Origin of the sequence: Gimesia sp. (assembly GCF_048262075.1) — a bacterium.
In the GTDB taxonomy this organism is placed as follows: Bacteria; Planctomycetota; Planctomycetia; order Planctomycetales; family Planctomycetaceae; genus Gimesia.
In genome coordinates this window covers 63135-77451 of sequence record NZ_JBLXFK010000007.1, presented here as the reverse complement: position 1 = coordinate 77451, position 14317 = coordinate 63135, and the positions used below count along the sequence as shown (strand labels likewise).

At 49.8% G+C, this 14317-nt stretch carries 11 protein-coding genes; 5 read left to right on the top strand and 6 right to left on the bottom strand.

What is annotated here, in order from left to right:
- Window positions 1–343: 343 nt before the first annotated feature.
- The 4 genes from ACN0YH_RS15185 (at window position 344) to gcvT (ending at window position 5199) form a co-directional block, all read left to right on the top strand.
- Entirely contained in the window at window positions 344–1108 is a 765-nt protein-coding gene (locus ACN0YH_RS15185) for a succinate dehydrogenase cytochrome b subunit (RefSeq protein ID WP_417380422.1), read from the top strand.
- Window positions 1109–1183: 75 nt separating this feature from the next.
- Window positions 1184–3115: a fumarate reductase/succinate dehydrogenase flavoprotein subunit gene (locus ACN0YH_RS15180; protein ID WP_417380421.1), complete on the top strand. Its 1932-nt coding sequence runs from the start codon at window positions 1184–1186 to the stop codon at window positions 3113–3115.
- Window positions 3115–3876 (top strand): succinate dehydrogenase/fumarate reductase iron-sulfur subunit, encoded by a 762-nt coding sequence (locus tag ACN0YH_RS15175; protein ID WP_417380420.1) that lies wholly within the window; start codon window positions 3115–3117, stop codon window positions 3874–3876. The genes ACN0YH_RS15180 and ACN0YH_RS15175 overlap by 1 nt, the downstream gene beginning before the upstream one ends.
- A gap of 225 nt (window positions 3877–4101) precedes the next feature.
- Window positions 4102–5199 (top strand): glycine cleavage system aminomethyltransferase GcvT, encoded by a 1098-nt coding sequence (gene gcvT / locus ACN0YH_RS15170; RefSeq protein WP_417380419.1) that lies wholly within the window; start codon window positions 4102–4104, stop codon window positions 5197–5199.
- Between the two features lie 204 nt (window positions 5200–5403).
- Here gcvT and ACN0YH_RS15165 read toward each other — a convergent pair whose 3' ends face one another.
- Window positions 5404–6447, bottom strand: a complete 1044-nt coding sequence (locus tag ACN0YH_RS15165) for a fatty acid desaturase family protein (RefSeq protein ID WP_417380418.1) — start codon at window positions 6445–6447, stop codon at window positions 5404–5406.
- A 532-nt stretch (window positions 6448–6979) separates the two neighbouring features.
- On the opposite strand from ACN0YH_RS15165, the gene ACN0YH_RS15160 reads away from it, so the two are divergent.
- On the top strand, window positions 6980–7246 hold the full coding sequence (locus ACN0YH_RS15160; protein WP_417380417.1) for a hypothetical protein: 267 nt from the start codon (window positions 6980–6982) through the stop codon (window positions 7244–7246).
- Window positions 7247–7306: 60 nt separating this feature from the next.
- On the opposite strand, the gene ACN0YH_RS15155 is transcribed toward ACN0YH_RS15160, so the two are convergent.
- From ACN0YH_RS15155 to ACN0YH_RS15135, 5 genes are all read right to left on the bottom strand, one after another.
- The gene (locus ACN0YH_RS15155) at window positions 7307–8560 is read right to left on the bottom strand and encodes an MFS transporter (RefSeq protein ID WP_417380416.1); all 1254 of its coding nucleotides are present in this window, start codon (window positions 8558–8560) and stop codon (window positions 7307–7309) included.
- A 403-nt stretch (window positions 8561–8963) separates the two neighbouring features.
- Entirely contained in the window at window positions 8964–9788 is an 825-nt protein-coding gene (locus ACN0YH_RS15150; RefSeq protein WP_417380415.1) for an ABC transporter permease, read from the bottom strand.
- Window positions 9789–9835: 47 nt separating this feature from the next.
- Window positions 9836–10867 carry an ABC transporter ATP-binding protein gene (locus ACN0YH_RS15145; RefSeq protein WP_417380414.1) on the bottom strand — a complete coding sequence of 344 codons (1032 nt, stop codon included), beginning with the start codon at window positions 10865–10867 and terminating at the stop codon, window positions 9836–9838.
- A 111-nt stretch (window positions 10868–10978) separates the two neighbouring features.
- Window positions 10979–12043 carry a hypothetical protein gene (locus ACN0YH_RS15140; RefSeq protein WP_417380413.1) on the bottom strand — a complete coding sequence of 355 codons (1065 nt, stop codon included), beginning with the start codon at window positions 12041–12043 and terminating at the stop codon, window positions 10979–10981.
- A 201-nt stretch (window positions 12044–12244) separates the two neighbouring features.
- On the bottom strand, window positions 12245–14302 hold the full coding sequence (locus ACN0YH_RS15135; RefSeq protein WP_417380412.1) for a carboxy terminal-processing peptidase: 2058 nt from the start codon (window positions 14300–14302) through the stop codon (window positions 12245–12247).
- Between the last annotated feature and the right edge of the window lie 15 nt (window positions 14303–14317).

Genomic DNA, 14317 nt, shown 5'->3' with positions numbered 1-14317 from the left:
GGCAATGTGACCGATGTAAGAGTGCAGGGCCTCCTGTTTTGAGATAGTGAGATCACTTTCTGGAATTAAGTGGCCGAAGAACGAAGTGTGCCTTGAAATTTATCGATTTACTTCTACAAAACCATGAATTTTACAAAAGCATCTAAGTTTATAATTATGTAATGATTGATGTTCGAAGGCAAAGAAATATAATAACTTAAGTTAAGTCTTCAATTCAGAAGCAGCCAGAACGCATTCTGAATTATGACCGGATGAGTGATTGACAGTCAGTCACTGGCATCAAAATTATTTATCACAATCTTATTCATGGCTTGCCTCTGGGCAACCGTGTGAGAGCTAGATTATGGTGACGAAACCAGCTGAGAAACAGCAAACCTCTCCATCAGCAGGCGGTAAATCAGCGACAAAATGGATTATGACATTACTGTCGTCTTCGCTTGGTCAGAAGTTCGTGATGGGAATTACCGGACTTTTACTATGTGGCTTTCTCGTGGTGCATCTGGCGGGTAACCTGCTTGTTTATGTGGGCGCAGATGCTTACAACACATATGCCCATGAGTTGCATAGCATGATGCTGTTGCCTGTGGCGGAAGTCGGATTGTTTCTGCTGCTGTTTGCTCACATCGCTCTGGCTTTCAAGCTGACCAGCGATAACCGCAAGGCGCGGCACATCAGCTATCAAGAACGACAAAGTAAGATCGAAGAACCTCCTTCCCTGTTTGGGCGGACCCCCCTGGGACGCACCAGCTCCTGGATGTTCCTTTCCGGTTCAATCATATTGATTTTTCTGATCGTCCATATGATCGATATGAAACTGCATCTGAATCCTGCTGTGACTTACACAACTGAGACGCCGGAAGGTGTTGTAGAAGCGGATCCTTATTCCATTATTGTACAGGTATTGGGGAGCTGGAGTGCTTCGATTTATATAGTGGGAACGATCATACTCGGGTTTCATTTATCCCATGGGTTCTGGAGTGCGTTCCAGTCGCTGGGGCTGAATCATCCAAAGTACACACCCTGGATCAGGAAGTTGGCGATTCTGTTTGCAGCAGTCATTGCAATCGGTTTTGCCAGTCTGCCCATTTGGGGATTATTTATTCATTGATGTCTGCGATTCAGCTCTGTTTGAATTCAAGCATTATTTTATAGTTCAACAGTTTCCGTTGTGAAGGTTTAAATCATGGCCGAGGCGGCTACTACGGTTTTAAATTCTCGTGTTCCCGAAGGGCCGATGGCCGAGAAATGGGATCGTTGCAAGAAGGAAATGAAGCTGGTTAATCCGGCGAACAAACGGAAGAAAAAAATCATCGTCGTCGGGACCGGGCTGGCCGGCGCATCTGCTGCGGCTTCTCTGGCGGAACTGGGCTATCAGGTCCAGTCATTCTGTTTTCAAGACTCTCCACGTCGTGCACATAGTATCGCCGCACAGGGGGGGATTAACGCCGCTAAGAATTATCCCAACGATGGCGACAGTGTCTGGCGACTGTTTTACGATACCGTCAAAGGTGGAGACTTCCGCAGCCGCGAAGCCAACGTGCATCGCCTGGCGCAGGTCAGTAATAATATCATCGACCAGTGTGCAGCCCAGGGAGTTCCCTTTGCGCGTGATTATGGCGGAACTCTGGCAAACCGTTCTTTCGGTGGTGCCCAGGTGTCGCGAACTTTTTATGCCCGTGGACAGACCGGACAGCAGCTGCTGCTGGGAGCCTACAGTGCACTGATGCGACAGGTTGGCGCCGGTCGTATCGAGCTCTTCCCCCGGCGGGAAATGCTGGACCTGGTGAAAGTTGATGGCGTTGCACGGGGCATTATCGTTCGGAATCTGATTACCGGCGAGTTCGAAAAATATTCGGCTGACTGCGTGCTGCTATGTACCGGCGGCTATGGAAACGCGTTCTATCTATCGACGAATGCCAAGGGTTCCAATGTGACGGCAGCCTGGCGCTGTCATAAACGCGGGGCCTTCTTTGCGAATCCCTGTTACACGCAGATCCATCCAACGTGTATTCCCGTCAGTGGCGACTATCAGTCCAAGCTGACTCTGATGAGTGAGAGCCTCAGAAATGATGGCCGGGTCTGGGTGCCTCTGGTTGCCGGCGATAAACGTCGTGGAAACGAGATCCCAGACAGCGAACGGGATTACTACCTTGAGCGTCGGTATCCTGCATTTGGGAACCTGGTACCCCGTGATGTCGCTTCTCGCGCTGCCAAAGAACGCTGCGACGCGGGGTTTGGTGTGGGAGCAACCAGTCAGGCAGTATTCCTGGACTTCCGTGATGCGATCATCCGCGATGGTCGTCATGCAATTGAAGCCAAGTATGGCAACCTGTTTCACATGTATCACAAGATTACCGGCGAAGATCCTTATCAGGTTCCTATGCGTATCTATCCTGCCGTGCATTATACGATGGGCGGGCTGTGGGTGGATTATCATCTGCAGAGTACGATCCCTGGGCTATTCGTGCTGGGAGAAGCTAATTTCTCGGACCATGGTGCAAACCGCCTGGGAGCTTCGGCTCTGATGCAGGGGCTCGCAGATGGCTACTTTGTGGCTCCTTATACCACGGGACACTATCTTGGTTCACAGAATCTGCCCTCTGTTTCGACTGATGATGAGGCTTTTACTGAAGCTATGGCAAATGCCCAGGACTGGAATGCAAAGATTCTGGGAGTGCAGGGAACCCGGTCTTCGGACAGTATTCACCGCCAACTGGGACACATTCTTTGGGAGTACTGTGGAATGTCGCGGGAACGCCAGGGTTTGGAGACTGCGATGGGTAAGATTCGCGATCTGCGGAATGAGTTCTGGTCCAGTATCAAAGTGATCGGTCAGGGTGAGCAGTTGAACCAGAACCTGGAGCATGCGGGCCGCCTGGCCGACTTCCTGGAGTTTGGTGAGTTGATGGTGCGTGATGCATTGGTTCGAGAAGAATCCTGCGGCGGTCATTTCCGTGAAGAGCACCAGACTCCTGAAAATGAGGCGCTTCGCGACGATGAGAATTTCTGTCACGTGGCAGCCTGGGAATTCACGGGAGTCGGTAATGAGCCTGTGGAACACCGTGAGCATTTAGATTTTGTCGAAGTACCTCTGGCTACGAGGAGTTATAAATAATGAGCGAGACCCTGGATCTGACGCTCAGAGTGTGGCGACAGCCTGGCGCTGATGCCGCGGGCAAGTACGTGGAATATAAGCTGACTGGGATTTCGGTTCATATGTCCTTCCTGGAAATGCTGGATGTCCTGAATGAGCAACTGCATGCCGAAGGTGAAGAGATGGTCGCCTTTGACCATGACTGCCGCGAGGGGATCTGTGGCATGTGCAGCCTGATGATCAATGGCCAGGCACATGGCCCCGATACCGGGACAACCACCTGCCAGCTGCATATGCGTCGGTTTAACAACGGCGATACGATCGTGATAGAGCCCTGGCGTTCCCAGGCGTTTCCCGTCGTGCGTGACCTGGTCGTCGACCGGAGTGCCTTTGATCGTATCATCGAGAAAGGGGGCTTTATCTCGGTCAGTACCGGCAATGCTCCTGAAGCAAACGCGATTCCAGTGCCAGCACCGGTTCAAGAGACTGCGATGGACGCAGCAGCCTGCATCGGCTGTGGTGCCTGTGTCGCCGCCTGTAAGAATGCCTCAGCCATGCTGTTTGTCTCCGCCAAAGTTTCCCACTTGTCGACGCTGCCTCAAGGTAAGCCGGAACGAGACAGTCGTGTCCAGAATATGGTGGCGCAAATGGATCTGGAAGGATTCGGTAACTGCACAAACACAGAGGAATGTGAGGCTGCCTGTCCCGCCGAGATTTCCGTTTCGAATATTGCCCGTCTGAACCGCGAATACCTGCGAGTCAAACTGTGTTCGAAGGAATAATACGCGATTGATTTTTATCAGTTACAGCAAAGCGAGGCTTCTAAAACGGGGGCCTCGCTTTTTTTATAGTGAAAGAGTCTGGGAAATTTCAGATTCGCGGAGTGTGTTGATTGCGAGATTCGGCCTGAGCTTCCACAATAGACGAGCCTCGAGATTGACAGCGTATTACGTCTGTTTTTTATGATCAATTTTGTCAGCAACAGTCAATAGAGAAGAGAGAAATCTGTGTCTGATCCCTTGTTATATACTGCCTGTCATCAGTGGCATGTCGACCATGGTGGCCGTATGGTTGATTTTGCGGGCTGGGAAATGCCTCTGCTCTATTCCAACATCACCACAGAGCATCATGCGGTGCGTAAAACCGCGGGGTTGTTTGATATTGCCCACATGGGACGGCTGTTTTTCACCGGACCAGACGCCTGCCGTTTCCTGGATCAGTTGTTGACGAACAGTGTCGAATCACTCAAGCCGGGCCAGATCCGCTATTCGCTGGTCACGAATGAATCAGGGGGGATACTGGATGACGTGCTGGTGTACCGCTTCTCTGATTTTTACATGCTGGTAGTGAATGCTTCCAATCGTCTGAAAATTGTGGACTGGATTGAGCAGCAGCGAAGTGATTTTGATGTGCAGATTGAAGATCAGACTCGTGAGAAATTCATGCTCGCACTTCAGGGGCCACAATCTCTTGGGATTCTGAACCCACTGGTTGATGCGGAACTGAGCGATATCAAATACTATTATGGGATTGAAACCAGGGTTTCAGGTGTTGATGCCCTGGTCAGTCGAACGGGCTATACTGGTGAGGATGGTTTTGAAGTCGTTCTTGATCATTCTGAGGGAGCAGCGCTCTGGGAACGATTGATCGCCGATGGAGAGTCATCCGAACTGATTCCTGCCGGCCTGGGATGTCGGGATACTCTGCGACTGGAAGCAGCGATGCCTTTGTATGGTCATGAACTGGATGAAGCGACCGATCCCTTTACTGCGGGCCTGAATTTCGCTGTCAAATTGAAGGCCGCTGATTTCATTGGAAAAGAGGCCCTGGTGGCGGCCAAAGCTCGGAACGATCGAAAGATTCGCATCGGTTTTGCCCTGGAAGGGAAGCGGGCAGCCCGTGAAGGTTCGCTGCTGTATTCAGGAGACCAGCAGGTGGGGATTGTGACCTCCGGTTCCTTTTCACCTACTCTGGACCTGCCGATCGGGATGGCATATGTTGACCCCGGATTTGCTGATGTTGGTCAGATCCTGGAAGCAGATATCCGAGGCACACGATTTCCTGCAAAAGTAACAGAACTGCCGTTCTACAAACGCGACAGTTAAGAAATTACAGGCGAGAGGACCACGAAGTACTTTTTATGCGTACATCGGGAATCGTTGCCTCACAGTTCAGTTCTGAATCATTTCGATGTCGATACGATAAGCCCGTTTCAGGCTAGATCGCTTCACATTTAACGATAGCGTCTCTCAATCTAATATACTCGGGCCAAACAGCTCTGGAGACGCTACAGTAAAACAGGACACAGTCTAATCGACCGGTTTGGTGACAAGGTCGTCATCGGCGATCACTTCTTTGGCGACATCCTGCACGAAGTTGTCGATCTGCTTCTTTTCTTTGGCCGGCGCTGGAGCCCCTGCATTCATGCCCACACCAGGCTTAAAGATAAAGGCAGGGGCCATGTCGATGATCGCCCCCCAGTATGTCGTGAAGACAGGGTACTTGACTTCAGGATTTTTTTCCTGATAGTCATCCATCTTCTGCAGCAGCAGGTTATGAGCAATACGAGGATGGCGGTGATGTGGTCCATGTACAAAGATATCAAAATTGAAGTAGGTGCAGAGCTTCGTAATCAGGTTTGAACCGACCACGGTACGAGTACCCAGCATGGGGTCATAGCTGCTCATTCCCAGATGTTCTGTAAACTTACGTGTGTTCTGGTAAATACCAGCCAGGTAGTGAGGCAGAAACCAGACTCGCAGGAGTCCCCAGAGCGCACCATAGTAAGCACACAAGCCGAGAACTGTTCCCCAGAAGAGAACCATGACCGCATACTCATAGCGGATGGTACGACGTACTTTGGGGTCTGTGAGCGGAGAGTCTTTATGCCAGAAGATCCGACCATAAATATAGGGAGCCATGAACAGGCCCATCCCCAGATCGAACCAGATAAAAATTCTACGGAACCGCAGTGACGTATTGGGGTCTGAATAAGGCCAGAGTTCCCAGTCGCTGGGCTTATTCAAATAGGCGTGATGGCGAATATGGCTTTCACGATAGACGGTGTAGGGCACAAACATCGCTGTTCCCAGCACGCGCCCCAGCCAGATACTGGCATTTTTAGAACCAGAGAGGGTATGGTGTGAGCATTCGTGAAAACAACTGGTCCAGCAAAACAGGCAATAGGACGTAAAAAGTGTCCAGAAAATCTGCCAGCCAATGGCGTTACTCGGCCAGTATACAGCCAGGCATACCAGTCCTATTAATCCAAGGGGTAAGAATAAAAAACGAGGAATGGTCGTTTTTTCTTCGAGATCCTTTAATTCCTGCTCAGTAAATTGTGTGACGGACACGTTTCGCTCCGGACTTATGAACTATCAGCACTTTTTCTAATAGATGATTCAAACAGTTGTGAGTATCAGATAAAGATTACATTAGATACTGCTGAGAACGCATAAAATGTTACTCCCAGAAATTTGGTGAGTCAACTAATCAGAACTTTCGGCCATTTGCTGTGAATACTGTATGTTCTCTTATCGTCTAAAACCTGAGTTGCGCTTATTTTTAATTCAGGTAATACTGTATAATTTTTACTAATGGGTATTTTACGATATTTGGGATGTCTTGGGAGTGCGAATCTGAAACTAATTTTAAGATTCTGCGGGCTGCCTTTAAATTATTATTAAAAGATCTGTTTCTTTAGTCACAATTATGGTCAGATTGCGTAAAATCAATCATTTCAAATTGTTGTGACAGGGACTAAATTCTAGTCAGTTTATAGAACTTTTAAACCGATAAATGTTTCCTATATCCAGCTACAACTTGTATGCCAGGTATTATAAACCAGATTTTAAGCTGAAACGATCACAGGAGTCGATTTTTCAAATGGCAGATTTTTCTAATTATCAAAAAGATGTGATCAAACGTTACTACGACAATCGTGATTCCATCGATCAACAGAGGTTGTCTGAACTCTGTACCAATCTTTTTTTGACGGAAGGCAAGAAAAAGGCCAAGCTCTGGGAAAAAGCGCAGGAGTTGATGGAACGACTCGAAGTTCCTGCTTCACGCATTGACCATGTTCTCAAATCTGCTGATCCCGCTGTCCTGGCTGAAGTAGTGCAAGACCTTGAATCAGGAGCGATTGGTTAAGACGATACGGTCCCGCTTCAACTGTCCTGAAAACGGACAGTTGTTTCTTGGGCGAATATGTCAATCAACGGCCTCTTCAAGTGATGTACACAGCTCCTGTTGTTGTGGAATCGCAATATCTTTACTCAGGCTGTGATTGGCCGTCAATGTGTAAACAGTTGCGGTCAGCGTCATCACAGAAGCCGAGGTATAGAACATCGGGGTAAATCCCCAGCGGTCAATGATACTTCCCAGGATCGGGGCAAAAATGATGGCTCCTGCGTCAAAAAAGCCCAGTACGATTGTTGTTCCGGTGCCCCGGTAGTGGGAGGGGAATGATTCGGTTCCCAGCGAAACAACAGCCGGAAAGAGCAGGGCGTGTCCAAAACCGCACAGGAGGGATGGCCCAATCAACTGCCATTCCTGCGTGATGGAAGGGAGAATCGTATGGCCGATGGCATGTCCCATCAGTCCCAGGGTAATCATTTTATTGCGACCCACTGTTTCGCCCCAGCGTCGCGTCATAATACGGATGACGAACGCAGAAGCCGCATAACCGGCGAAGAAGGTACCGATCCCCCCCAGTTCTTTCTGGGAAACAAACCGCGTCAAAAAGACACTGATGACTGTAAAGCTGAGTCCCATCATGATGGCAACGACGACGACCTGGCCGGGCCAGTAACGGAACAGCAGCTGATGGGCGGCTGGTGTGACTTTGGGCCTGCGGTGAATATCATTCTGCGTGACATAAATCACGATCGCAAAGTAGCAGAGCCCCAGAATCGCCGGGATACCAAATAACGCATAAAACTGGGCATTTCCTGGTGCAAATGAACGAAGCATCCAGTCACTGGTTTGTGTCCCCAGGATCATGCCTACAAATCCACTGCTGCCAAGACTGCCAATGACTTCCGTACGGCGGTGATGGGGGACTTTCTGTTGGATGTGGACCACGGAGCAGGTAAACATCCCGGCAATCCCCGTGGCAAAAAACATACGCAACGCGAAGATTTCCCAGCCAAGTGATCTGCAGAGTGTCATGCCACCAGCGCCGATGACAAAGATGATGGCAGAGAGTGCCCAGAGTCGGCGGACTCCGTATCGGTCGATTCCCTGTCCCAGAAAGAAGCGGGCTATCAGAGCAACGAAGACGCCACAACTGACGATATCCCCCACCAGTTCTTCAGTTCCTCCGAGATACGTGATCAGATCTGCAAAGCGGAATGTAATAGCGTTCGCAGTGACCAGCATGACGTTTGCCAGATAGCACAGCCAGAACAGCCGGTTATATATGGGTTCCTCTTCGTCACCAGGGATAATAGGAGTAATAGACATTTGGCTAATTTTAGTTAGGACATATTGACGCATTCAGTACCAGAAAACTCTGGTCACTGCCGGCTTCTGCCTGCATTTTGAAATCAGAAATCCTGGCCGGTTGGAGCGGATTTCATCAAAGTCTTGTATTCGAATGTGAGGCAGCAGGCGGGTACAACGACTGGACACGAACCGGGAAAACAAGTTCGTCTCCCAAGGGAGAAGCGCCTCTCGTTCAACAAACTGACACCGGTGAGGAAAGTGCCCTGAACCCTTATGAAATCATTTTAGCAGATCGGCTGCGATTCGTCTAAGGGGGAAAACTGGAAAGATGGTGGGCCAGGCAGGTCGTTTGGCTGAAAACAGGCTGAATTCAGCTGATATTAATAGTTTGTGAAGGCCGGGGATCCCTGTATTTTGGGATTTAACCCCCGAAGGCGCTATAACGGCGGATGCCTCGCTGAAAGGCAATACGATTTAGCGAAAACAGCACAATGATCCAGACAACTTCGATAGACAATTCGAAAATCAGTTCCTGATGGGTATATTTACCTAGAATGACGGTTCCCGGGAAATAGGCCAGGTACTTGAACGGCAGCATCTGCATCCAACTGCTCAAGGGCTCCGGAAACAGGTCGAGAGGAATCATATGCCCGGAGAGAAAATAATTCAGCATCATGTAGATAAAGATCAGCGAACTGACTTCCAGGAACCAGAACGCGATCAGGCCGATCAAAGATTCAATTAAAAAACCGACGAGAAATGCCATTAACAGCGATAACACCCAGACGGTAATCGTAAACGCATCTGGCCAGCCGATGAAGTAATCGCGACAGAGATAAAAGAGAAGAATGAACGGTCCGATCGCGACCATATAATAGACCAGCTTATGAGCCATGCGGGCCCAGAACAGGTAGCCGAGCATGTCGATGGGTTGGATCAGGTATTTTTTGATCGTTCCATCCCGCACATCATTGGCGATCCCGTTGGCCAGGCCGGGCATACTGGAGAAGGCACGGCCGACCATCACCAGCAGGTAGTAGGCCACCATTTCCTTATAGTTATAGCCTTTGATCGAAGCGACTGGTTTCGTCGTATGGATTCCATAGATGGCCCCCCACAGGAAAATCTGGGTGACAATGGGGAGGAATCGTACAAATGTCGCGAAGACAAAGTCACCCCGATAAACGAGGCGTTCCTCGACAGAGGTTTTGAGGATAATCCAGTGAGTTCGCAGGCTGGCAATCATAGATCTGTTATCAACAGGGTAGAAATTCAAATCGGGAGAGGACAGTTTTAATCGGAGGCAGACTGCAGGACACTCTGTTCGTCCTGCAGACGCTGGGCATCATTTTTCTGCTCGGTGAATACTTCTGCGATGACTTCTTCGAGCGGTCTTTCCTGCACACCCACATCCAGGATGCGATACTTGGAAAGAAGGTTCGAGAGAATTTCCGGTATTTTGTTGCGGGGAACTTTCAGCTTGACTCGTGGTGCTTCATTTTCAATGACTTCTCCCCACTGTGAAAAGTCGCGGGGCATGTCGTCACCATCAAACTGCACGTCCATGATTTTATAGTTGCTGAACCGATCAAGGATATCACTGAGGGGGCCGTCATGTTTAATCTGCCCCTGGTTGATAATGATGGCGCGTTTGCAAAGGGCCTCCACATCTTTCATATAGTGACTGGTCAAAACGACGGTGGTTTTCTGTTCGATCTGGTAGTATTTGAGAAACTCCTGCACGCGGCGTTGCGAAACAACGTCCAGTCCGATCGTTGGTTCATCCAGGAGCAGGACATCTGGTTTATGCAGCAGGGCGGCAATCAGCTCCATTCGCATTCGCTCTCCCAGAGAGAGTTCCCGAACTGGTTGCCCGATCAGGTGGCGGACTTCGAGCAGGCTGGTGAGCTCATCAATCCGGCGATCATACTGCTGAGGATCGATGCGGTAGATTTCTTTATGCAGCCGAAACGATTCCTGTGCCGGCAGGTCCCACCAGAGCTGGTTTTTCTGGCCCATGACCAGGGAAAAGCGGCGTCGATATTCATTTTCCCGCTTCCAGGGAACATGTCCCAGTACTGTGGCTTCACCAGCGGAGGGGAAAATAAGGCCGGAAAGCAGCTTGAGAGTGGTCGTTTTCCCGGCACCATTCGGCCCGAGAAAGGCGACGATTTCGCCTTGTTCAATAGAAAAACTGACATCAGAAACAGCATGAACTGTTTTGTAATCGCGCCTCCACAGTCCCTTGATGGAGGCGAAGACACCTTCATTTTTCTGGTAGACTTTGTAGGTTTTTTCCAGGTTTTTGACAACAATAGCATTCATGTCCTCATCTTACGGTACCTGTGGTTGCTGGTCGAGCGACAAACCAGGCGATTCAGAAAAAACGCTGGCGCAAGCGAAATTTAATGCGTCAGCGGGTGTTGCGGTGTGAGATCAGCAGGTGGCAGCCAGCTCTTTGCGTATCTGACAGGCGATCAGAGGATCACACATGGCTGCCGTCGCCAGATGGGTGGCATTTGCGCCGGAAGCCAGAAACATCTGGACATCGCTGGCAGAACTGATGCCGCCACAGGAAATCAGATCGGGGCGGGTTTGATCGGCGGGGAGTTCAGAGATCAGTTCTGTAAACAGACGCAGTTGATTCAGCGATGCCTGCTTAGTCGCGGCACCGCAAATGCCACGCTGTTCGCCCGAGAAGAGCCGCGTTCCCTGATCATCGACTACCGTTGTTGCTACACTGTTAGTCATGACGATTCCAGCAGCGAAGGGGAGCACTGCCTGTAGAAATTCAGATGCATCTGCTTTTACCGACAGGTGGCCGATTTTGATCAGATAGGGAATAGAACCGGAGACCGCTTTGACGCGACTGGCAACCAGTGACGCTGCCTCGGGTTGCTGATAAAGTTGTCCATCACGCGTGCACACATTCGGGCAGGAGAAATTGGTTTCGATACAGTCAGCACCACTTTCGATGGCCCACTTCGCACAGCGCGCATAATCATCTGCCAGATCTTCCAGTGCCCAGCCAGGCTGCAGACTGCCGACGACAGAGACAGAGAGCAGTTTTTCTGCCGGCAACTGCCTGCGTGTCCATTCTACATCGCGACGCCAGACATCGGGGGCAACCGAAGGCATACCAAAGGAAACTGCCCAACTGCCTTGCATTTCATCTGACAGCTTCACTTCGCTTTCAGTACCTTTAAGTGAGGATGCCTGCACTGGTTGCAGGTTGGGCAGGGGATAGCAGGCACGTGGTGAGGTACGTACGGTTTTGTAGGTCAACACATCAAAGCCGAGGCTGGCATAATACAGGACCCATTTCCCATTTAATAAGGGACCGGCGGGGATTCCCAGGGGAGAAGGGACCGGCAGTCCGCAAAATGACCATGCGCCCGGGACTGATGGTATTTCCTGATCGATAGGCTCGGGGGCGTGCTCGTAATTCCACTCATAAGTCTGCTGTCGAGCATAGCGGGGCAGATGAGGTGAGTTCGGCATGGCGGAACCTGAAAATGAATCGGAGACGCAATAAACAGAATTCATTATAGTCGATTCGGCGACTCCGGTTCCATGCATTCAATACCTTCCGAATGGATTGTTCGATTTGAGTCGCTGCCGGCTGACATGGGAATAAAAAACTCCGGCCTCTGAAGTCAGAGACCGGAGTCAAGGGGGAGTCTGTTTTATGTGTTAGCAGGATTAACGCTGAACAGTATTCATGTTCTTGAGTACGTTCATGTAATCGACGGTGATATTCAGGATTTCATCGTTGTAGTAATCCTTTTTGAAGATCTCCTTGTCGGCTGCTTCTTTCTTTGCTTTTTCTTCTTCCTTTTTCTTGTCTTCCTTCTCTTTGTCGCTGGAGATTTCTTTACGTCGTGCAGCTTCATTCAAAGAGATGGTTTTCTGATTTTTCTTCTGCAGGTATTTGTCAATTTCTTCCTGTGTTTCTTTGAATTCCTTGTCAGCAACAATCCGCTTTGAGCTGGACTGTTTCAACTGATCCAGAATCTGTGGATTCACCATACCGACCGGAGCAAACTGAGCGACCTCTGTCTGGTCGAACTCCATGGCATCGTCAAGGAAGGACTCACCCAGATCCATGTTGTCAATCAATGAAGGCAGCACAATGTCAGAGCGGACGCCCCGGTTTTGAGTACTATCACCGTTGACGCGGTAGAACTGGTTGATTGTCAGTTTCAAAGCGCCCAGGTCCTGGCCACGCAGAAATGAAAACATCTGGTTGCTGACTGGCATCACATTCTGCACGGTACCCTTACCATGAGTGGTTGTATCACCAATGATCAAACCTCGTTTATAGTCTTTGATCACGCCTGCGAAAATTTCTGATGCCGATGCGGAAAGTCGATTACAGACCACAACCAGAGGTCCCGTGTAGACGGCACCTGGTTCGACGTCACTGTGGATTTTCCGTTCGCCGTCCATCTGTTTGACTTGAACAACCGGGCCTTCATCCACAAACAGACCGGAGACTTCGATGGCTTCACTGAGAGCACCACCGCCGTTGAATCGCAGATCGACGACAACGCCATCTACGCCACCCTGATCACGGAAATCATAGAGCACTTTACGCACATCGCGAGCGGTGCTTTTGAAGTTTTCATCGCCTCGCTGGGCACCACGGAAATCGCGATAGAAGGAGGGGATACTGATTACCCCGATGCGACCTGTTTTGCCCGGAATTCTTTCACCGGTTTCAATGATTTTGCCTTTGACTTCGGATGTGCTTAACTCAATTTTTTTCCGAGTCAGCTGATAGGTTTCAACGGCATTATTCTTTTCTTTCTTGACTCGCAGCTGCACAATGGTCCCACGTTTTCCACGGATGTAGCGAACCACTTTACTGAGTTTCATTTCGACGACATCAACAAAATCGCCATCTTCCTGAGCGACGCCAACGATTTTGTCACCTGCTTTCAAACGTCCATCTGCATCAGCGGCACCGCCGGGAACGATTTCGGCAACCACTGTGAAACCATCTTCCGACCGCAGGGCAGCACCGATGCCGTCCAGGCTGAGTTCCATGCTGATACGGAAGTCTTCCAGTGTCTGGGGAGACATATAGCTGGAGTGAGGGTCAAAACAGTGAGTCAGAGAACTGAGATACATTTCCAGCTTTTCTGACTTTTCAGTCTGAGTCATGGTTCTGAGATTATTCCGGTAGCGTTTGTGTAACTGCTCGCGTGCTTCTTCGAGCTTCTTATCTTCCAGGATCAGGTTCAGTAGATCGTATTTGACACGCTTTCTCCAGCGTTCATTCAACTCTGACGGATCTTTGGCAAAATCCTGTTCTTTGGCGTCAACGATGATAGATTCATCGACGGAGAAGTCATGGTCTACATCGACCAGTTGCTGAGCATATTCCATCCGTTCCTGAAGACGCTTCAGGTACAGATCGAATGATTCATAAGCAAAGTTGACATCACCCACAGCCAGTTTGTCATCCAACTGAGTTTTGTCGGCTTCGAATCCCTCAATGTCTGATTTGTAGAAATACAGCTTCTGTGGGTCGAGTTGTTTGATGAAACGCTTCATCAGTTTCTGAGAGATTTCATCATTGATCGGTTTGCCGCTGATATGGAAGCGGCTGACCATCGCACAGACCCGTTTGGCTGTGGTTGAATCGTTGGCTGATTCAGAGACAGTAGCCTGCTGCGCAAAAATCGCAGTTCCCAGAAGGAGAACCATACAAAGACTGAGAGCAGAGGCTGCTTTTGAGGGAGGATTTAACTTCATAAGTTTCGTCCGTTG